We start from the raw sequence: 19,358 nt of genomic DNA on the forward strand, positions 1-19,358 counted from the left end.
GGTACCGGTTCGAGTGGCGTGGGTTACCGGTTCGGGCGATGAGTCACGGGGGCGGCGTTTCGGCGGGGGCTCACCGGTACGCTGGCCGTATGAGTTCCGTACGCCAGCCCTCCGATGGGGCCGACAGGGGAGACAGATCCGAGAAACCGGCCGGCCGGTTCCGGCGGATGCTGGACCGGCTGTCGAGTTCCCAGGAGGAGCTGCACTCCGCAGAGCTCCAGCAGGACGCGGAGGCCGCGGGGTGTACCAAGATCGGCGACTGCGGTGACCGCCAGATCGTCAAGGTGACGGGCACGCTGCGCACGGTGACGCTCAGACCGCGGGCCGGTGTTCCCGCGCTGGAGGCGGAGCTCTTCGACGGCACCGCCGCGCTGGACGTGGTGTGGCTGGGCCGTCGCTCGATCATCGGGATAGAACCGGGGCGCAAGCTGATCGCCTCGGGCCGGATTTCCATGAGCCATGGGCGCCGGGTGCTGTTCAATCCGAAGTACGAACTCCGACCGCTCGGACAGGAGTAGCCGGTGACGCCAGACGAGAAGACGCCCCCGACCGGGCACCGACGCGCCGCCGCCGACAGCAGGGCGGCGGCGGACACCGCGCTCCTGGAGGCGTTCGGCGGGGTGCGGGGCATGGTGGACACCACCGTCCCCGGTCTGGTCTTTGTCCTGCTGTACACCATCAAGCGCGATATCCACCTCGCCGCGATCGCCGCGCTCGGTCTCACCGTGCTGCTCGGGCTCGCCCGGCTGGTGCGCAAGGAGACGCTGAAGCACGCCTTCAGCGGGGTCTTCGGGGTCGCGTTCGGCGCGATCTTCGCGATGATGTCCGGCGACGCGAAGAACTTCTATCTGCCGGGCATGCTCTACACCCTGGGCCTGGCGATCGCCTACATCCTCTCGGCGATCTTCCGCTTCCCGCTGATCGGCGTGTTGCTCGGGCCGATGCTGAAGGAGAACCTCTCCTGGCGCACCCGCAACCCCGGCCGGTTCCGCGCCTACACCCGGTCCACCTGGGCGTGGGGTCTGATCCTGCTGGCCAAGTCGGCGGTGCTGTTCCCGCTCTACTGGTGGGGGGACGCCACTCAGCTCGGCTGGGTCAAGGTCGCGCTCGGCATTCCGCCGTTCCTGCTCTGCGTCTATCTGACCTGGATCTTCCTCGCCAAGGCCCCGCCGCCGATCGACGTCATCGCGGAGATGGAGGCGGAGGAGAAGGCCGAGCGGGAGCGCGAGCGGTCCAAGGCGGAGGCTGACAAGATCGCCGATCCGCTGCTCTCGGAGTGGACCGGCCAGATCGTCTCCGAGGCCCGTACCGAATCGGCCGACCGGCAGCCGCCCCGGCACTGAGGCGTTGCCGAGCGTTGCCGAGACGTCGGAGCCCGCCGCCCGGAAGACCGGGCGGCGGGCTCCGTTCCAGGGCCCGGACCTCGTCAGCCCGTGGCATTCTGACGCTGGACGGACAGCAGCTGTTCGAGCTGCTCCTCACGCGCCTGAGCCGCGACGAACAGCAGCTCGTCACCGGCCTCCAGCACATCGTCCTTGTTCGGGGTCAGCACGCGGGTGCCCCGGATGATGGTGACCAGCGTGGTGTCCTCCGGCCACTCCACATCGCCGACCCGGGTGCCCACCAGCGCCGCCTCCGGCGGCAGTGTCAGCTCCACGAGGTTGGCGTCGCCGTGGCTGAAGCGGAGCAGCCGCACCAGATCGCCGACGCTCACCGCCTCCTCGACCAGCGCCGACATCAGACGCGGGGTGGAGACGGCGACATCGACGCCCCATGCCTCGTTGAACAGCCACTCGTTCTTGGGGTTGTTGACCCGGGCGACCACCCGGGGCACCCCGTACTCGGTCTTGGCGAGCAGCGAGACGACCAGGTTGACCTTGTCGTCACCGGTGGCCGCGATGACCACGTTGCAGCGCTGGAGCGCCGCCTCGTCCAGGGAGGTGATCTCACAGGCGTCGGCCAGCAGCCACTCGGCCTGCGGCACCCGCTCCACCGAGATGGCGGTCGGCGCCTTGTCGATGAGGAGCACCTCGTGCCCGTTCTCCAGGAGCTCGCTCGCGATGGAGCGCCCCACGGCGCCCGCACCGGCAATCGCAACCCTCACGGTGCCTCCTCGTTCGCTTCTCCGCCCGCACGGCGCAGAGGTGCGGGTTTCGCGGTCGTGTGCGGCGCGGCGGCCGTGCGTGCGGCGCTCACGGTGCCTCCTCGTTAGCTTCTCCAGCTTCTCCGCCCGCACGGCGCGGAGGTGCGGGTTTCGCGGTCGTGTGCGGCCTGGCGGCCGTGCGTGCGGCGCTCATCGGCCGGCCTCCTCTGGACCCTTTTCAAAAGCCGCCTCGACCGTCCCGACCTCGTCGGTGCGCATCATCACATGCACCAGGTCGCCCTCCTGGAGCACGGTCCCGGAGGTCGGCAGCATCGCCTCGCCGAGCCGGGTGAGGAACGCGACCCGCACTCCGGTCTCCTCCTGGATCCTGCTGACCTTGTGGCCCACCCATGAGGGGGAGATGTGCACCTCGGCCAGCTGCACCCCTCCGCTGGGGTCCCGCCACAGCGGCTCCGCACCGGACGGCAGCAGCCGCCGCAGCATCTGGTCGGCGGTCCAGCGCACCGTGGCCACGGTGGGGATGCCGAGGCGCTGGTAGACCTCGGCGCGGCGGGGGTCGTAGATACGGGCCGCCACGTTCTCCACGCCGAACATCTCGCGGGCCACCCGGGCCGCGATGATGTTGGAGTTGTCGCCGCTGCTGACCGCGGCGAAGGCCCCGGCCTCCTCGATGCCCGCTTCGCGCAGCGTGTCCTGGTCGAAGCCGACACCGGTCACCCGGCGGCCGCCGAAGCCCGCGCCCAGGCGGCGGAAGGCGGTGGGGTCCTGGTCGACGACCGCGACCGTATGCCCCTGTTGCTCCAGGGTCTGGGCGAGGGCCGCGCCCACCCGGCCACAGCCCATGATCACGATATGCATGCGTCTTACCCCGCACTCCAGATGACCGTGCCGACCTGCGCAAACACCCTGCTCACATCTTCCTTCCAGGACCTACGGGGCGACAGCGGGGGCGGAACCCCGATGCCGGTGCGCGGCGACGACGGGAGTCGGCCACCGCGGCACCTGTCCCCACCGTATCCGTACCGGCGGCAAGCTCCCCCGTCCGCGCCCGGCGGTCCGGAAATGAACGTGGTGACGTACGACATAGCGGGAAAGTTCCCGCGGTGATCGGGGATGTGGCGAGGCGGTCGGAGGCGATCACGGATGCGCCGGGACAGAAGAGATAGCGATCATTTCCAGTTGCGGACGCGGAGTGAAAAGGCTGTCGGCGATCAGCCTCGACCACTACGGTGGGCGCGGGTTTCGGCGCTCCACCGGTGGTCGCGACCCTCCATCTTCGCCCGAAAACCTGGATCTTCACCAAATCCACATGCAAATGCCCAGTGAATGCCGCCAGTTGGAACTTGGTTACGGGCGTCGGACACTAGGTCACCACATGGCTAAGATGATCGCTGTATTCCGTTTCCGGTCGGGACATCAGGGCTCTGACTCGTTCCTTCCGCGCCGCGTTCACCTGCACGAGGTTCCTGATGACTGATCACATATCGGAGGCGGTGAGCTGGTGTCTGGCCGTCGCGCTCCTCGTCGTCCTGGTGCTTCTGATACGCCAGCGGCAGATCACCGCCGGAGTCCGCAGGCGCAACGCCACTCTGGAGGACAGCCTGCGGTCCCGCGACGAGGAGGTGCAGCACCTCGTCGATGTGCGCCTCCCCTCGATCGCGGACGCGCTGAGCCAGCCCGGACCGCTGCCGGGGCTGCGGGACGAGAAGCTGGCCGGGACGGCCTTCGCGCAGAGCCTGCACGCCGTCATGGAGCAGTTCACCCGGGCGGTGGACAGGGCACAGGCACGGGCTGACGCCTCCGCCAAAGCGGCGCTCAAGGCGTCGATGCGCGCCGTCCAGGGGCTCGCCAACGAACAGCAGGTGTCCATCTCCGAGATGCAGGAGCGGCACGACAACCCCGATGTGCTGCGGGACCTGCTGGAGATCGACCACGCCAACGCCCAGTTCGGCCGGCGTGCCCAGGCCATCGCCGTGCTCTGCGGATCCTGGCCCGGCCGTCAGCGGCTGGCCTCCTCGCTGACCGATGTGGTCCGCGGCTCCAAGTCGCGGATCCGCGACTACCAGCGGGTGCAGGTGCACTCCCTGATCGACGTCGCCGTGGTGAGCCGGGCCGTGGAGCCCGTCGTGCTCGCGGTCGCCGAGCTGCTGGACAACGCCGCCCGGCACTCGCAGCCCAACACCTCCGTGGAGGTCAGCCTCCAGCCGGTGCACAACGGGGCCTGCATCGTGGTCGACGACGCCGGTGTGGGCATGGACGGCCTGGAGGTCCAGCGGGCCGCCGCCCTGCTCTCCGGTCAGCGCGCCGTGGACGTCTCCCGGCTCGGCGACCCGCCGCAGTTCGGCTTCGCCGTCGTGGGCCTGCTGGCCGCGCGGTACGGCTTCAGCGTCTCGGTGGACACCCGGTCCCCGTACGGCGGTGTGCGGGCGGTGCTGTTCCTCCCGACCGAGCTGCTCACCCATGTCGACTCCGACGGCCGGCCGGGCACCGCCGCGCAGGACCCCGAGGACGCCGAGCCGCTGCACACCCTCCCCTCCCGCCGGATGCGCGCCCCCAGGAGGGCGACGCAGCAGACGCAGGCCGCCCCGCAGCACGCCCGGATCCCGCACCAGGCCCAGCCTCAGGTTCCGCACCAGGCCCAGCCTCAGCACCAGGCGCACGCCCAGGTCCCGCACCAGGCGCGGCCTTCGGCCCCCGAACCCGCACCCGCCCCGGCGCCCCAGCCGTCGTCCGCCGACGGCGAGGCCACACAGGTGTACGGCACCACGGTGGGCGGGCTGCCCAAGCGCCGCCGCCGGGAGGCGGCGGCCGCCCCGCCGTCCGCCGACTGGACCGCGGGGGCCGGGGCGGCCGGTGCCGCCGAGCCCGACACGGGCGCGTACCGCGCGCGTTCGGCGGAGGAAACCGCCTCGCGGATGGGCGCGTTCGCCCGCGGTACCCGCTCCGGCCGTTCCGCCACCCAGGACTCAGCCCCTCACCATGACGAAGGGAATCGCCAGGCATGAACGACCATCTCAACAACGAGCTCGGCTGGATGCTCGACGAGGTCGTCAAGATGCCGGAGGCCCGGCACGCGATCCTGCTCTCCGCGGACGGGATGCTACGGGCGCACTCCCAGGGCATCCCCCGCGACGAGGCCGAGCGCCAAGCCGCCGCGCTCTCCGGACTCCAGTCGATCAGCCGCTCCACCTCCGAGTTCTGCGATCCGCAGGAGACGCCCTGGCAGCAGACGCTCGTCGAGTTCGTCGGCGGGTACGTCTTCCTGACCGCCGCAGGCCCCGGTGCGTATCTGGCGGTCTCGGCCACCGAGGCGGTGGACATGGAGGCGGTCAGCTACCGGATGCAGAAGCTGGTCGACCGGCTCGGCAAGGAGCTCACCAGCCCGCCGAGGCAGGGCCTCCCGCGGCAGGGGATCGGCAGCCGCGCATGAGTCCGGGGCGGCGCGAACGAGGGTTGGTGCGGCCGTATGTGGTGACCGACGGCCGCGCCTACCCGACTCGCAACACCTTCGACCTGGTGACCCTGGTCATGGCCCATCCCGACCGGCCGCTGCCCGGGCTCAGCCCGGAGAAGCGGCGGGTCATGGAGCTGTGCCTGGGCGGAGCGCTTTCGGTGGCCGAGGTCGCCGGGTATCTGGAGCTGCCCGTCAGCGTCACCAAGGTCCTGCTGGGCGACCTCGTGGACAGCGGCCACATCAGCACCCGGGCCCCCATCCCGCCCGCCGAGCTCCCCGAGGTCCAGCTGCTCCAGGAGGTGCTCGATGGACTCCGCGCTCGTCTCTGACGCGGCCTATCTGCCCTCCACGGTACGGGTGGCGGCGAAGATCCTGGTCGTCGGGCACTTCGCCGTCGGCAAGACGACCTTCGTCGGCTCGCTGTCCGAAATCCGCCCGCTGCGCACCGAGGAGACGATGACGCAGGCCGGTGCGCTCATCGACGACCTGCGGGGCACCGAGGACAAGACGACCACCACCGTCGCCATGGACTTCGGCCGGCTCACCCTCAGCGATTCCCTGGTGCTCTATCTGTTCGGCACGCCGGGGCAGCGGCGCTTCACCCGGCTGTGGCACGACATGACGGTCGGCGCGCTGGGCGCGGTCGTGCTGGCCGACACCCGGCGGTTGGAGCAGTCGTTCCCGGTGATGGCCGTCCTGGAGGAGCACGGACTGCCGTACGCCGTCGCCGTCAACCACTTCGAGGGCGCTCCCCTCTTCGCGGAGCCGGAGGTCCGGGAGGCCCTCGATCTGCTTCCGGAGACGCCCCTGGTGACCTGCGACGCCCGGGACGAGATCTCCTCCACGCACGCACTGATCGCCCTCGTCGAATATCTACAGGCTCGCCAGACCCGTAGCTCCCAGGAGATTGTGTGACCAACCATCCAGCCGCCGGACCCGTACCGCCACCGGGCTGTCCCGCGCACGCGGGCCCTGCCACGGCCGTGAGCGACGCCGGGCCCCGCGCGGCAGTACCGATGTACGGTCCCGAGTTCGCCGCCGACCCGCACGGCGCCTACACACGGATGCGCGCCACCTTCGGGGCGATCGCCCCGGTCGAGCTGTCGCCGGGGGTGTACGCCTCGCTGGTCACCAGCTATCAGCTCGGCCTGGAGATCCTGCGCGACACCGAGCGGTTCGCCAAGGACCCGCGCGGCTGGCGGGCGATGCGGGACGGGACGGTGGGGCTGGACAACCCGGTCGCCCCGATGATGATGTACCGGCCGAACGCGCTCTTCGCCGACGGGGAGGCGCACGTCCGGCTGCGCGGGGCGATCACCGACAGCCTGGACCGGGTGGATCCGCACGCCCTGAGCGAGTACGTCGAGCGCAGCGCGGAGACGCTGATCGACGCCTTCGCCTCCCGGGGCGAGGCCGAGCTGATCACCGAGTACGCGTCGGTGATCCCGCTGCTGGTCTTCAACCAGCTGTTCGGGGCGCGTCCGGCGGACGGGCCGAAGCTGGTCGAGACGATGATGAAGCTCTTCGACAGCGGCGAGGACGCGGCGGCGGCCAACGACGAACTGCTCCACTGGATCTCCGGCCTGCTGGCGGAAAAGCGCCGGCAGCCCGCCGCCGATGTCACCTCCTGGCTGATGGCACACCCCTCGCAGCTCGCCGACGACGAGCTGATGCAGCAGATGATCCTGCTGATGGCGGCCGGTACCGACCCCGAGCAGAACCTGATCGCCAACGCGCTGCGCCTGCTGCTGTCGGACGACCGCTTCGCCGGTGAGCTGTCCGGTGGCAGCATGCCCGTCGAGGACGCCCTGGACGAGGTCCTGTGGAACGATCCGCCGATGGCCAACTACGGCACCCGGTTCCCCCGTTACGACTGCGACGTGGCGGGCGTACGGCTGCGCAAGGGCGACCCGGTGCTCATCAGCTACGCCGCGGCCAACCACGAGGCCGCCCTGGCCTCCGACCGCCGGTCCGGCAACCGGGCCCATCTGGCCTGGAGCGCGGGCGCCCATCGCTGCCCCGCCGAGCGGCCCGCCCGGGTGATCGCCTCGGTGGCCATCGAGCGGCTCCTGGACCGCCTCCCGGACATGGAACTGGCCGTCCCCGCGGAGCGGTTGACGTGGCGGACCGGGCCCTTCTCGCGCGCCCTGGCCACTCTGCCGGTGCGCTTCCCCGCCCAAGCGACATCCAGGACCGGGCCGTCCGCAGCGTCGGTGTCCGAGTCGACCCGATTCGACGAGACCTCTGGAGGCAGCCAATGGAACCCCGTCCCATCGTTCTCGACCCCGCCGGCCGCGACATCCCCGGAGAGGCAGCCCGAGTCGCAGCAGGCGGCGAGGCGACGCTTGTTGAGCTTCCTGACGGCGTGGTGGCGTGGGCAATAAGCCGCCAGCGGACACTCAAACAGCTGCTGACCGACCCCCGGGTCTCCAAGGACCCCCGGCAGCACTGGCCGGCGTGGATCAACGGTGAGATCTCGCCCGAGTGGCCGCTGATCACCTGGGTCGCCGTCGAGAACATGTTCACCTCCTACGGCGGTGACCACCGGCGGCTGCGCACCCTGGTCTCCAAGGCGTTCACCGCCCGGCGCACCGCCGCCCTGCGGCCGCGCATCGAGGAGATCTGCGCCACCCTCCTGGACGGGCTGGCCACCGCCGCGCCGGGCGAGCCGGTCGACCTGCGCGAGGCGTACGCGTATCCGCTGCCGATCCAGGTGATCTCCGAGCTGTTCGGGCTCGACGACGAGAATCTGCGCGAGCGGATGCGCCGGGTCGTGGACTCCATCTTCCACACCTCCGCCACCCCGGAGGAGGTCACCGCCACCTACACCGAGATGTACTCCGTACTCGGCGAGCTGGTGGCCACCAAGCGCGAGTGCCCCGGCGACGACCTGACCAGCGGGCTGATCGCGGTGCGGGACGAGGAGAGCGGCTCCGCGCTCAGCGAGAAGGAGCTGACCGACACCCTCGCGCTGTTCCTCTCGGCCGGTCACGAGACTACGGTCAACCTCCTGGACAACGCCATCCACGCGCTGCTCACCCGGCCCGAGCAGCTCGACCACGTCCGGGCCGGCCGGGCCACCTGGGACGATGTGATCGAGGAGACGCTGCGGCACTCCGCCCCGGTCGCCAACCTGCCGCTGCGCTACGCGGTGGAGGACATCGAACTGGACGGCGGCGTGGTGCTGCGCAAGGGTGACGCGATCCTGGCCGCCTACGCGGCAGCCGGACGCGACCCCGAGGTGCACGGCGAGGACGCGGACCACTTCGATGTGACCCGCGGGCTCAAGAACCACCTGGCGTTCGGCCACGGCGTCCATCTGTGCGTCGGCGCCCCGCTGGGCCGGCTGGAGGCCGCGATCGCGCTCCCGGCCCTCTTCGACCGCTTCCCCGGGCTCAAGCTGGCGTCCGGGCGGGAGCCGCTGGAGCCGGTGGAGTCCTTCATCTCCAACGGTCACCGCACCTTGCCGGCACGGCTGTCCTGAGCGCTCCGGGGGCCGGTCCCCGCCCGCCCGAGATCCCGGGGGCGGGCGGGTGGGCGGGGACCGGGCCTACCCCTTACGATCCTCTGCGTGTCCAAACTGACCGACCTCCCGAAACGGATCTTGATCGGGCGGGCCCTGCGCAGCGACAAGCTGGGGGAGACCCTTCTCCCCAAGCGCATCGCGCTCCCCGTCTTCGCCTCCGACCCCCTTTCCTCCGTCGCGTATGCGCCGGGGCAGGTGATGATCGTTCTGTCCGTGGCGGGTGCGTCGGCCTACCACTACAGCCCGTGGATCACGATCGCGATCATCGTGCTGATGTTCACGGTGGTCGCCTCGTACCGCCAGAATGTGCACGCGTACCCCAGCGGGGGCGGTGACTACGAGGTCGCCACCACCAACCTCGGCCCCAAGGCCGGGTTGACCGTCGCCAGCGCCCTGCTGGTCGACTACGTCCTCACGGTGGCCGTGTCGATCTCCTCCGGTGTGGAGAACCTCGGTTCGGCCGTCCCCTTCATCGTCGAGAACAAGACGCTGTGCGCGGTCGGGATCATCCTGCTGCTGACCCTGATGAACCTGCGGGGCGTACGGGAGTCGGGCAAGCTCTTCGCCGTCCCCACCTATGTCTTCGTCGGCGGCGTCTTCGCGATGATCCTCTGGGGCGCCTACCGGGGGCTGGTGCTGGGCGACGACATGAGGGCCCCCACCGCGGGCTACGAGGTGCACGCCGAACAGACCGGGCTGGCCGGCTTCGCGCTGATCTTCCTGCTGCTGCGCGCCTTCTCCGACGGCTGTGCGGCGCTGACCGGTGTCGAGGCGATCAGCAACGGTGTGCCCGCCTTCCGCAAGCCCAAGAGCCGTAACGCGGCGACGACGCTGGCGTTGATGGGCGGCCTCGCGGTGACCATGTTCGTGGGCATCATCACCCTCGCCCTGGCCACCGACGTCAAGATGGCCGAGAACCCCGCGCACGACCTGCTGAAGAACGGGGCGCCGCTCGGCGCCGACTACACCCAGAACCCGGTGATCTCGCAGGTCGCGGCCGCGGTCTTCGGCGACGGCTCGTTCTTCTTCGTGGTGCTGGCCGGGGCCACCGCGCTGGTGCTGTTCCTGGCCGCCAACACCGCGTACAACGGCTTCCCGCTGCTCGGCTCGATCCTGGCCCAGGACCGCTATCTGCCCCGCCAGCTGCACACCCGCGGCGACCGGCTCGCCTTCTCCAACGGCATCGTGCTGCTCGCCTCGGCCGCCGCGGTCCTGGTCTACTTCTACGGGGCCGACTCCACCCGGCTGATCCAGCTCTACATCGTCGGGGTCTTCGTCTCCTTCACCCTCAGCCAGACCGGCATGGTGCGGCACTGGAACCGCCATCTGGCCACCGAGCGGAACCCGAACGCCCGCCGCCGCATGGTCCGCGCCCGCGCGATCAACACCTTCGGGGCCTTCTTCACCGGTCTGGTGCTGGTCGTGGTGCTGCTGACGAAGTTCACCCACGGCGCCTGGGTCGCCCTGCTCGGCATGGTCATCTTCTACGTCACCATGTCGGCCATCAGGCGCCACTACGACGGCGTCTCCGAGGAGCTCGCGGCCGCCACCGAACAGCTCGACGAGGAGGAGGTGCGCCCCTCCCGGGTGCACTCCATCGTCCTGGTCTCCAAGATCCACAAGCCGACGCTGCGGGCCCTGGCCTACGCCAAGCTGATGCGCTCCCACCGGCTGGAGGCGCTGAGCATCAATGTGGACCCCGCCGAGACCAAGGCGCTCCAGACGGTGTGGCACGAGCGCGGTATCGATGTGCCGCTCAAGATCCTGGACTCGCCCTACCGCGAGATCACCCGGCCGGTCATCGACTACGTCAAGAGCCTGCGCCGGGAGAGCCCGCGCGATGTGGTCTCCGTCTTCATCCCGGAGTACGTGGTCGGCCACTGGTACGAGCATCTGCTGCACAACCAGAGCGCGCTGCGGCTCAAGGGGCGGCTGCTGTTCACCCCGGGCGTCATGGTGACCTCCGTGCCGTGGCAGCTGGACTCCTCCGAACTGGCCCGGAAGCGAGCGCGCAAGCGGGCCGAGTGGAACGCGCCGGGGTCGGTGCGGCGTGGCCCGGTGGTTCCGGCCAAGCGGGAGAAGGGCGAGAAGGGACCGAAGGGCGAGCAGCCGGGCATCACCTCGCAGGTTCCTGGGCGATAGGCCCGTGGGGCCTGGGCGTGACGGGGTGAGGGCCGGCGGGACGTAGACTGGTGGGCTGTTGTCCCACCGCGTCCTCTCACCCCTTCTGGAGCCTGTGCCCGCCATGCAAAGTGAACCCAAGGCATCGCTGGTCGGCGAGGAGTACGAGGTAGAGGTCGGCCCGGTGGCGCACGGCGGCCACTGCATCGCCCGGACCGCCGAGGGCCAGGTGCTGTTCGTCCGGCACGCGCTTCCCGGTGAGCGGGTCGTGGCCCGGGTGACCGACGGCGAGGAGGGCGCGCGTTTTCTGCGCGCCGACGCGGTGCGGGTGCTGGACGCGTCCAAGGACCGGGTGGAGGCGCCGTGCCCGTTCGCGGGGCCCGGCAAGTGCGGCGGCTGCGACTGGCAGCACGCCGCCCCCGGCGCCCAGCGCAGGCTCAAGGCCGAGGTGATCACCGAACAGCTGGCCCGGCTGGCGGGGCTCACCCCCGAGGAGGCGGGCTGGGACGGCACGGTCGAGCCCGCGCCCGGCGACAAGGTGGCCCGCGGAGAGGTCCCGGCCTGGCGCACCCGGGTGCAGTACGCGGTGGACGAGCAGGGCCGCCCCGGACTGCGCCGTCACCGCTCGCACGAGGTCGAGCCCATCGACCACTGCCTGATCGCCGCCCCGGGCGTCACCGAACTCGGCGTCGAGAAGCGCGAATGGCCCCAGATCTCCACCGTGGAGGCCATCGCCGCCACCGGCTCCTCCGACCGGCAGGTGGTCCTCACCCCGCGTCCCGGCGGCCGGCTGCCGCTGGTGGAGCTGGACCGGCCGGTCTCCGTGCTGCGGGTCAGCGAGCCCCGCGGCCGTGAGCGGACCCGTCTGGTGCACCGCGTCCACGGGCGCCCGTTCGTCCGTGAGCGGGCGGCGGGCCGCACCTGGCGGGTGGGCGAGGGCGGCTTCTGGCAGGTCCACCCGAAGGCGGCGGACGTGCTCGTCGAGGCCGTGATGCAGGGGCTGATGCCCCGTAAGGGCGAGATGGCCCTCGATCTGTACTGCGGTGTGGGCCTCTTCGCGGGCGCGATCGGCGAGCGGGTGGGGGAGCGGGGCGCGGTGCTGGGCATCGAGTCAAGCAAGCGCGCGGTCGAGGACGCCCGGCACAACCTCCAGGACCTGGAGCGGGTCCGTATCGAACACGGCAAGGTCGAGCAGGTGCTGCCCCGAACCGGGATCACCGAGGCCGACCTGATCGTCCTGGACCCGCCCCGCGCGGGCGCGGGCAAGGAGACGGTGACCCGCCTGGCGGCCCTGGGCGCCCGCCGTATCGCCTACGTCGCCTGCGACCCGGCGGCGCTCGCCCGCGACCTGAAGTACTTCCGCGAGGCGGGCTACGCCCCGCGCCGCACCCGCGCCTTCGACCTCTTTCCGGTGACGCATCATGTGGAGTGCGTCGCCATCCTCGAACCGGTGGCCAAGCGCTCCTGACCCGCCGTCGTTTCCCGCCGAGTCTCCTACGCCATCCAGCGTCGGCTACGGCGCGTTGCTGAAGTGCCACGAAGCCGTCGTCGGCCGACGGCGTACTCGCTTATGCGACTGGAATATTCCTGACGATGTTCAAAGGCATGGAAATCCCCAGGCAAAGAAATGGTCACAGGCTTTGATGTGACCTCGTGGGTATGAGCGGGGTGTGCCGTGCCGAAAACCCTCACGACTCCGGTGGGAGAGTTTTCGGCGGCGTCATTGCCAATGGCTTTGGTCGGTCTGCACGGTGTCGGATTGGTTTTCCTTTCCTTACCGGAAGCCCGGCTGATACGTGAATCCCATGAAGTCCGTTCGAGCGATGACGTCCTTCTGCTGTACGGACCTGGCGTGGCCCAGGGAGTGGGCGGCTCTCGATCGAGTCGGGCGTCGAGCTGCTGCCCGTCGCGGTTGTGGCCCGTTGGCCTGGCTGGGGCGACGGGTGGCCGGCGCTGGAAAACGGAATGGCCAGGGCGGTGTCGGCGCAGCCGGCTCCGGGGGCGCGGAGAAGGCAAGAGCGTACTGTCCCGGCTGTCGCGCCGGGGAAAGCGGATTATGGCGCTGCTCACCTTCGGCTCGGTGGCCCGCGACGTGCCTTCGGCATATGCCTGACTGAAAAGACCGTCAGGAGCTATCTGGGCGGCATCTATAGAAAGCGCCAGGTGCGGGCTTATGGGGCAACCGCACCATTCAGGAAGATGGGGTGAGAAATGGCCGAAATGATAGGCAGGTTGTGCAGGAGTGGAGCGGTAACAAGCCGGATGAGCCGGTTGAGCTGCCGAAAACAAGGCCGGATATAAATTTAGGGGTTCACCTAGGATCTTATTCCAGTGCTTCTCGCTCTGCATTACTCCGTTTACGGTGCAATGGATGCGTGCCATGGATAATGATCAGAGCGGCTGCGAAGTGTCCCAGCCGGTCGGTGACTGCGTTCTCAGCCCGGTCCAGGCCAGGATCCTGGAGGGTGTTGCGGCCGGCTTCTCCAGCGGGCGCCTTTCGAGAGAGCTGTATCTCAGCTCGAAGACCATCGATTATCACGTCCGCGTTATGTCCGACAAGCTACAGGCGTCGAATCGTGTCGCATTGGTTTCGAGGGCGTTCGTCCTCCAAATTCTGCGAGCGGATTCGTGGCCCCCGCGCATTGCGTGTGAAACCGGGGATTAACGCTCCCACATCGACGGCCGTCAATGTTCCTCCCCTGAGCGGACCGGCCAGGTGCCGGGGTCGTCGATGTCTGCCTCCGCCGGTGCGGAGTCGAGGCCGGTCAGCAGCTCCACCACGACCCTGGTGATGTTCTGCGCGGTCAGCCCGCAGGCGGCGAGCACCTCGGCCCGGGAGCCGTGGCTGAGGAACCGCCTCGGGATGCCGAACTCGCGCAGCGGGGTGTGCACGTCGGCGTCCCGCAGCGCTTGCGCGATCGCGGAACCGACGCCGCCCGTACGGCTGTTGTCCTCGACCGTGATCGCGAGCCGGTGGCGGCGGGCCAGGTCGGCCAGCGCGGGGTTGACCGGGGTGACCCACCTCGGGTCCACCACCGTCACCCCGATGCCCTGTGCCCGCACCCCGTCGGCGACGGTGAGCGCGAGCCCGGCCAGCGCACCCACCGCGATGATCAGCACGTCCAGCCGGCCGGAACGGCGCAGCACATCAATCCCGTTGAACGTGGCGGTGGCGGGCAGGTCCTCACCGGCGGGGCCTTTGGGGAACCGCAGCAGTGTCGGACCTTCGTCCCACTCCACCGCCTCGGCCAGCAGTTCGGCCAGCCGGGTGCCGTCCCGCGGCGCCGCGATCCGCAGCCCCGGCACCACCGACAGCACCGACAGATCCCACATGCCGTTGTGGCTCGGCCCGTCGTCGCCGGTCACCCCGGACCGGTCGAGGACGAACGTCACCGGGCGGCGGTGTAGCGCGACGTCCATGAGCAATTGGTCGAGCGCGCGGTTGACGAACGTGGAGTAGATGGCCACCACCGGGTGCACGCCGCCCATGGACAACCCGGCGGCCATCGTGACCGCGTGCTGCTCGGCGATGCCGACGTCGATCACCCGGTGTGGAAACCTGCCTTGCAGCGGCAGGAGCCCGGTCGGCTCGGTCATCGCGGCCGTGATCGCCACGAGGTCGTCGCGCTGCTCGGTCAGTTCGACCAGCTTCTCGCCGAACACCGACGTGAACGACGGGGGCGACGCCTTCAGCGCCTGCCCGGTGTGCGGGTCCATCGGTTTGACGGCGTGGCCGAGGTCGAGGTCGTTGGTCTCGGTGTGCCGGTATCCCTTGCCCTTGGCGGTGATCACATGCACCACCACCGGCCCGCCCAGTGCGACCGCGTGGCGCAGCGAGTCCTGGACGGCGGAGATGTCATGACCGTCGACGGGGCCGAGGTAACCGAGCCCGAGTTGTTCGAACACGCCCGGCCCGCGCCCGGCACGCAGGTCGGCCAGGTGCTCGGCCAGCCCGCCGACGGTCGGCGCGTAGGAGCGTTGGTTGTCGTTGAGCACGATGACGAGCGGCCGCTCCGGCCCGCCCGCGATGTTGTTGAGCGCCTCCCAGGCCATACCGCCGGTCATCGCGCCGTCGCCGATGATCGCGACGGTCGCCCGGTCGCGCCGGCCGAGGTGGGCGTCCGCCCTGGCCAGCCCGTCCGCATAGGACAGCGCGGTGGACGCGTGCGAGTTCTCCACCAGGTCGTGCTCGGACTCCTCCCGGCTCGGGTAGCCGGAGACCCCGCCCGACTTGCGCAGCCGGTCGAACCCGGCCTGGCGGCCCGTGAGGATCTTGTGCACATAGGACTGGTGCCCGGTGTCCCACAGCAACCGGTCCCGCGGGGACTCGAACACCGTGTGCAACGCGATGGTCAGCTCGACCACACCCAGGTTGGGCCCGAGGTGTCCCCCGGTCGCGGAGACCCGCTCGATCAGGAACGCGCGGATCTCCCCGGCGAGGTCGCGGAGTTCCCCGGCGGTCAGCTCACGCAGCCGCGCCGGGTCGCGCACGGTTTCCAGCAACGCCATGTCGAACAGTGCTCCTCACCGGGTGTGGTGGGCGGCCGCGGCCGCCCTCTCGGTCAGTTCGGGCCGACTGCCCGGCGCGATGCCGCTCTTGCCGACGGAGTCCTGGCCGGCGCCATCAGCGGCAGGGGCCGCCCGGTCCCGATCGGTCATGGCACGTCCGCCACTCCGGTCAGCCGGGCGGGCGGGGAGAACACGATGTCCTCGGTCGCCACCCGTTCCACGGACGTGTCCGCGTAACCCAGTTCGGCGAGCCGGTCGAGCAGCTGGTCGACGAGGATCTCCGGCGCGCTCGCCCCGGCGCTCACGCCGACCGTGCTCACGCCGGCCAGCCACCTGGGGTCGAAGTGGGTCACGTCCGGCACCAGTTCGGCCCTGCCGCCGAGCCTGCGCGCCACCTCGACCATCCGGATCGAGTTGCTGGAGTTGGTCGAACCGACCACCAGCACCAGGTCGCACCGGTCCACCATGGCCCTGATGCCGTCCTGGCGGTTCTGGCTGGCGTAACAGATGTCGTCGGTGGCGGGCCCGCGCAGGTCGGTGAACCTGCGCTGGAGCACGGCGATGATGTCCCTGGTCTCGTCCACCGAGAGCGTGGTCTGGGTGAGGTAGGCGACCGGTGCGTCGGGGGGAAGGTCCAGTGCCTCCGCGTCGGCAACCGTCTCGACGATGACCGTCTGGTCGGGAGCGTGCCCGTAGGTGCCCTCGACCTCCTCGTGGTCCGCGTGCCCGACCAGCAGCAACGTCCGCCCGTCGCGGGCGAACCGGCGGGCCTCCTGGTGCACCTTGGCCACCAGGGGGCAGGTCGCGTCGAGCACGTCCAGCCCGCGTGCGTCCGCGTTCTGCCGCACCTGCGGGGAGACCCCGTGCGCGGAGAAGACACACACCGCGCCCTCCGGTACCTCCTGCTCGGAGTCGACGAACCGGACTCCCCGGCGCTGGAACTCGCGCACCACGTAGTGGTTGTGCACGATCTCCTTGCGGACGTAGATCGGCGCGCCGTGCTGTTCCAGCGCGAGGTCGATGATGGCTATCGCCCGGCGTACACCGGCACACAAACTCCGTGGCTCGGCCAGCAGGACCTGCTTACCGCCACTCATTCCCACTCCGTTCCGTGCCATGACGTCCGCGTCGGAACGCCTGGCTTGCGTTGCCGAACAGGGCATCCACGCCGGTCGGTAGAAACCGAGTCCTTCTCGGGAAGTCTTGTCTGCCGTTGGGTGCCGGCTTAATACCCGGACTCGAAGTACGGCCTTGGGTGCCGCCCAGCGGCTACCATTCCGCAGGGCAGTCTAATCCAATCCTTACGCCGTCTTCTTTGGGGTTTTTCCTAAAGTCGAAGCCGCTCACCCAACGTCGTTGACACGACCAGGGTCGTCCCTCAGGATGGAATCCAATAGCTGCCACTCAATTTCGGGGCGACTCAAGATTCGGGGTCGTGAGGGTGGCTCTGCGTTTCGCAGTTGAATCGCGTATCCTCGCCAAAATCATGACGAGCGCAGCGTAACGACCAAAGCGGGTCATTCGCCAACGTCGTCGGCATCCGAGCTCTGGAGGAGTGACCATGTCAAATCTGGATGAACTTTCAGGTTCGCCTCAAACAGTGCTGGAGCCTCAGGACGAGGTAAAAGTAGTCGGCCAATACTACGACGACAAAACGGCCAGGCTTGTTCGCAAATACGGGCCTGGACCCAGGATTCACTATCATGTAGGTCACTACCCCTCATCCAAATCGCCGCTGGATGCTCACGACGCGACGCCGGATGCCATCCGCGGCAGCATACGGACTCATCAAGAGGGTCTGCTGCGGTATGCGGCCAAGATCTGGGGCGCCGAACACCGGCTGTCGGGGAGGATCCTGGACGTCGGCTGCGGTCTCGGCGGGGGCTCGATCTTCTGGGCGCAGGAATACGGCGCCGACGTCACGGCGGTCACCAACGCGCAGGAACACGCGCCGATAGTCGAGGGGTTCGCGCGGGAATGCGGTTTGGACGGGAAGGTCCGCGCACTGGTCAGTGACGCGATGCATCTCCCGTTGGACGGCGGCCCCTATGACGCGGCCGTGGCGATCGAGAGCAGCGGGTATTTCAACCGCCCTCAGTGGTTCGAGCGTCTGTCGCACGTGATTCGTCCGGGCGGGAGCGTGTGCATCGAGGAAGTATTCATCACACGCCCGCACGGGGCCGATGTGTGGGCCGAATACTTCTACACAAAGCCGGCTACGGTGCGCGACTACACAGAAGCCGCACAGGCTGCGGGTTTTGAATTGGTCGATGACGTCGACGCCACGTCGGAGACCTTGCCGTTCTGGGAGGAGAGTGCCGCCTGGACGAAGGCGGTGCTGGACAGCGACGACAGCCTTTCGCCGGTCGACCGCAGGAATCTGAGGATTTCCCTGCTGGCGAACGAGGCGCTCGGCGCCGAATGGGGAGCCGGAGGCGTGCGGCTGGGCTTCCTGCGCTTCGAGAAGAAGTGAGCAGGGAACTCACGACGAGCAGAGACTAGCAGCCACGCAGGCGCTGGGCTGGGGTTGCCCAGCCCAGCGCAGCGGGTTTCGGTCCGCCTTTCGATGTGACTGCCGGATTCCAGGGCGGTTGAAGGACTACGTCAGCTGTATCCACGTCGCCGACCATCTCCTCGACGCGTTCCCCGGCATGTGGCTCGCGGTCGACCCGCAGGATCCGCGGTGGCGTACCAACACGATCATTCGCGGGCTCACCGCCGCGGCGGGGCTGAACCGCCGCCGGCTTCCCGCCACTTTCACCATGACACGGAGTTCTTCATGACGATCGAGCAGTCTCCCACTCATAGCGACGACGTCCGTAACGTGTACGACGGGTTCGGCCGGGTCTACGGCTCCGTATGGGGCCCCAATATCCACTACGGCTACTGGGAGAACGACGCCGACGACAGCTCCGTCGAGGTAGCCACCGACCGCCTGACCGACCTGATGATCTCGGGTCTCGACGCGCAGGCCGGCCAGCGGGTCCTGGACATCGGCTGCGGCATCGGCCATCCCGCGCGGCGGCTCGTCCGCACTTCCGACGTGGACGTGGTGGGCATCACCATCAGCCACATCCAGGCGGCGGAGGCCACGGAACACACGGCCGAGGCCGGGCTCTCCGACCGGGCCACGTTCCAGTACGCGGATGCGATGGACATGCCCTTCCCCGACGGCTCGTTCGACGCGGCCTGGGCGTTCGAGTCGATGTGGCACATGCCCGATCGCGGCCAGGTGCTCTCCGAGGCCGCCCGCGTGCTGCGCCCCGGTGGCCGCCTCGCCGTCGCCGACGTCATCCAGCGCGAGCCGATCACCCCCGAGGGACGTGTGGTCCTGGACCACGTCTGCGAGAACTACGGGGTGAGCTCCTTGGGCACTGTGGACGAGTACCGGACGGCGCTGGCCGCCAACGGTTTCGTCGACGTGGAGATCCGTGACATCACCGACAACGTCATCCGTACCCTCGGGCTCATGGCCGACGCCTTTGAGACCGTCCGCGACAAGCTGGCCGATGTGGTCGGCAAGGAACAGGCCGACTCGCTCATCGACTTCGTGCGCAGGTTCGGGTCCATCCCGGAGAGCGGCTACGTCTACCTGACCGCGGTCCGCGCATGACCGTGGGCGCCGTCCCCGGTTTTCAGCTCGG

General features: G+C 69.4%; 18 protein-coding genes. 13 read left to right on the forward strand and 5 right to left on the reverse strand.

Annotated features, from left to right (window positions below; translation table 11 throughout):
• The first annotated feature begins 89 nt into the window (after positions 1 to 89).
• A complete protein-coding gene (locus AB0E24_RS24165; protein ID WP_079259237.1) occupies positions 90 to 518 on the forward strand; it encodes an OB-fold nucleic acid binding domain-containing protein in 429 nt (142 codons plus the stop codon).
• Positions 519 to 521: 3 nt separating this feature from the next.
• Positions 522 to 1,343 carry a DUF3159 domain-containing protein gene (locus AB0E24_RS24170; RefSeq protein WP_069867828.1) on the forward strand — a complete coding sequence of 274 codons (822 nt, stop codon included), beginning with the start codon at positions 522 to 524 and terminating at the stop codon, positions 1,341 to 1,343.
• Between the two features lie 83 nt (positions 1,344 to 1,426).
• Here AB0E24_RS24170 and AB0E24_RS24175 read toward each other — a convergent pair whose 3' ends face one another.
• Both AB0E24_RS24175 and AB0E24_RS24180 read right to left on the reverse strand, forming a co-directional pair.
• Positions 1,427 to 2,104, reverse strand: a complete 678-nt coding sequence (locus AB0E24_RS24175; RefSeq protein WP_079153266.1) for a potassium channel family protein — start codon at positions 2,102 to 2,104, stop codon at positions 1,427 to 1,429.
• 189 nt (positions 2,105 to 2,293) lie between these two features.
• On the reverse strand, positions 2,294 to 2,962 hold the full coding sequence (locus tag AB0E24_RS24180) for a potassium channel family protein (RefSeq protein ID WP_069867826.1): 669 nt from the start codon (positions 2,960 to 2,962) through the stop codon (positions 2,294 to 2,296).
• A gap of 611 nt (positions 2,963 to 3,573) precedes the next feature.
• On the opposite strand from AB0E24_RS24180, the gene AB0E24_RS24185 reads away from it, so the two are divergent.
• The 9 genes from AB0E24_RS24185 to AB0E24_RS24225 all read left to right on the forward strand — a co-directional run bounded on the left by AB0E24_RS24185 (position 3,574) and on the right by AB0E24_RS24225 (position 13,870).
• A complete protein-coding gene (locus tag AB0E24_RS24185) occupies positions 3,574 to 5,109 on the forward strand; it encodes an ATP-binding protein (RefSeq protein ID WP_359379785.1) in 1,536 nt (511 codons plus the stop codon).
• On the forward strand, positions 5,106 to 5,534 hold the full coding sequence (locus tag AB0E24_RS24190) for a roadblock/LC7 domain-containing protein (protein ID WP_069867824.1): 429 nt from the start codon (positions 5,106 to 5,108) through the stop codon (positions 5,532 to 5,534). The genes AB0E24_RS24185 and AB0E24_RS24190 overlap by 4 nt, the downstream gene beginning before the upstream one ends.
• Entirely contained in the window at positions 5,531 to 5,887 is a 357-nt protein-coding gene (locus AB0E24_RS24195) for a DUF742 domain-containing protein (RefSeq protein ID WP_069867823.1), read from the forward strand. Before AB0E24_RS24190 ends, AB0E24_RS24195 begins: the two co-directional genes overlap by 4 nt.
• Positions 5,865 to 6,473 (forward strand): GTP-binding protein, encoded by a 609-nt coding sequence (locus AB0E24_RS24200; protein WP_069867822.1) that lies wholly within the window; start codon positions 5,865 to 5,867, stop codon positions 6,471 to 6,473. The genes AB0E24_RS24195 and AB0E24_RS24200 overlap by 23 nt, the downstream gene beginning before the upstream one ends.
• On the forward strand, positions 6,470 to 7,942 hold the full coding sequence (locus AB0E24_RS24205; RefSeq protein WP_232564758.1) for a cytochrome P450: 1,473 nt from the start codon (positions 6,470 to 6,472) through the stop codon (positions 7,940 to 7,942). The genes AB0E24_RS24200 and AB0E24_RS24205 overlap by 4 nt, the downstream gene beginning before the upstream one ends.
• Positions 7,924 to 9,042 (forward strand): cytochrome P450 family protein, encoded by a 1,119-nt coding sequence (locus AB0E24_RS24210; RefSeq protein ID WP_359379791.1) that lies wholly within the window; start codon positions 7,924 to 7,926, stop codon positions 9,040 to 9,042. Before AB0E24_RS24205 ends, AB0E24_RS24210 begins: the two co-directional genes overlap by 19 nt.
• An 87-nt stretch (positions 9,043 to 9,129) precedes the next feature.
• Positions 9,130 to 11,226: an APC family permease gene (locus AB0E24_RS24215; protein WP_359379794.1), complete on the forward strand. Its 2,097-nt coding sequence runs from the start codon at positions 9,130 to 9,132 to the stop codon at positions 11,224 to 11,226.
• Between the two features lie 103 nt (positions 11,227 to 11,329).
• A complete protein-coding gene (locus AB0E24_RS24220; protein WP_099015174.1) occupies positions 11,330 to 12,673 on the forward strand; it encodes a class I SAM-dependent RNA methyltransferase in 1,344 nt (447 codons plus the stop codon).
• Positions 12,674 to 13,585: 912 nt separating this feature from the next.
• The gene (locus tag AB0E24_RS24225; protein WP_351385384.1) at positions 13,586 to 13,870 is read left to right on the forward strand and encodes a LuxR C-terminal-related transcriptional regulator; all 285 of its coding nucleotides are present in this window, start codon (positions 13,586 to 13,588) and stop codon (positions 13,868 to 13,870) included.
• Positions 13,871 to 13,890: 20 nt separating this feature from the next.
• On the opposite strand, the gene AB0E24_RS24230 is transcribed toward AB0E24_RS24225, so the two are convergent.
• From AB0E24_RS24230 to ispH, 3 genes are read right to left on the reverse strand one after another with little or no spacing between them, the layout of a single operon-like run.
• Positions 13,891 to 15,714, reverse strand: coding sequence for a 1-deoxy-D-xylulose-5-phosphate synthase (locus AB0E24_RS24230; protein WP_359379800.1), 1,824 nt, complete (start codon positions 15,712 to 15,714; stop codon positions 13,891 to 13,893).
• Positions 15,715 to 15,729: 15 nt separating this feature from the next.
• The gene (locus AB0E24_RS24235; RefSeq protein WP_347231607.1) at positions 15,730 to 15,864 is read right to left on the reverse strand and encodes a hypothetical protein; all 135 of its coding nucleotides are present in this window, start codon (positions 15,862 to 15,864) and stop codon (positions 15,730 to 15,732) included.
• Positions 15,861 to 16,811 (reverse strand): 4-hydroxy-3-methylbut-2-enyl diphosphate reductase, encoded by a 951-nt coding sequence (gene ispH, locus AB0E24_RS24240; protein ID WP_251773059.1) that lies wholly within the window; start codon positions 16,809 to 16,811, stop codon positions 15,861 to 15,863. The genes AB0E24_RS24235 and ispH overlap by 4 nt, the downstream gene beginning before the upstream one ends.
• 464 nt (positions 16,812 to 17,275) lie before the next feature.
• Here ispH and AB0E24_RS24245 point away from each other — a divergent pair, with 464 nt between their 5' ends.
• Both AB0E24_RS24245 and AB0E24_RS24250 read left to right on the forward strand, forming a co-directional pair.
• On the forward strand, positions 17,276 to 18,187 hold the full coding sequence (locus AB0E24_RS24245) for an SAM-dependent methyltransferase (protein ID WP_069867815.1): 912 nt from the start codon (positions 17,276 to 17,278) through the stop codon (positions 18,185 to 18,187).
• 306 nt (positions 18,188 to 18,493) lie between these two features.
• On the forward strand, positions 18,494 to 19,327 hold the full coding sequence (locus tag AB0E24_RS24250; protein ID WP_069867813.1) for a methyltransferase domain-containing protein: 834 nt from the start codon (positions 18,494 to 18,496) through the stop codon (positions 19,325 to 19,327).
• The last annotated feature ends 31 nt before the right edge of the window (positions 19,328 to 19,358 follow it).

This window comes from Streptomyces malaysiensis subsp. malaysiensis, assembly GCF_040653035.1.
In the GTDB taxonomy this organism is placed as follows: domain Bacteria; phylum Actinomycetota; class Actinomycetes; order Streptomycetales; family Streptomycetaceae; genus Streptomyces; species Streptomyces malaysiensis.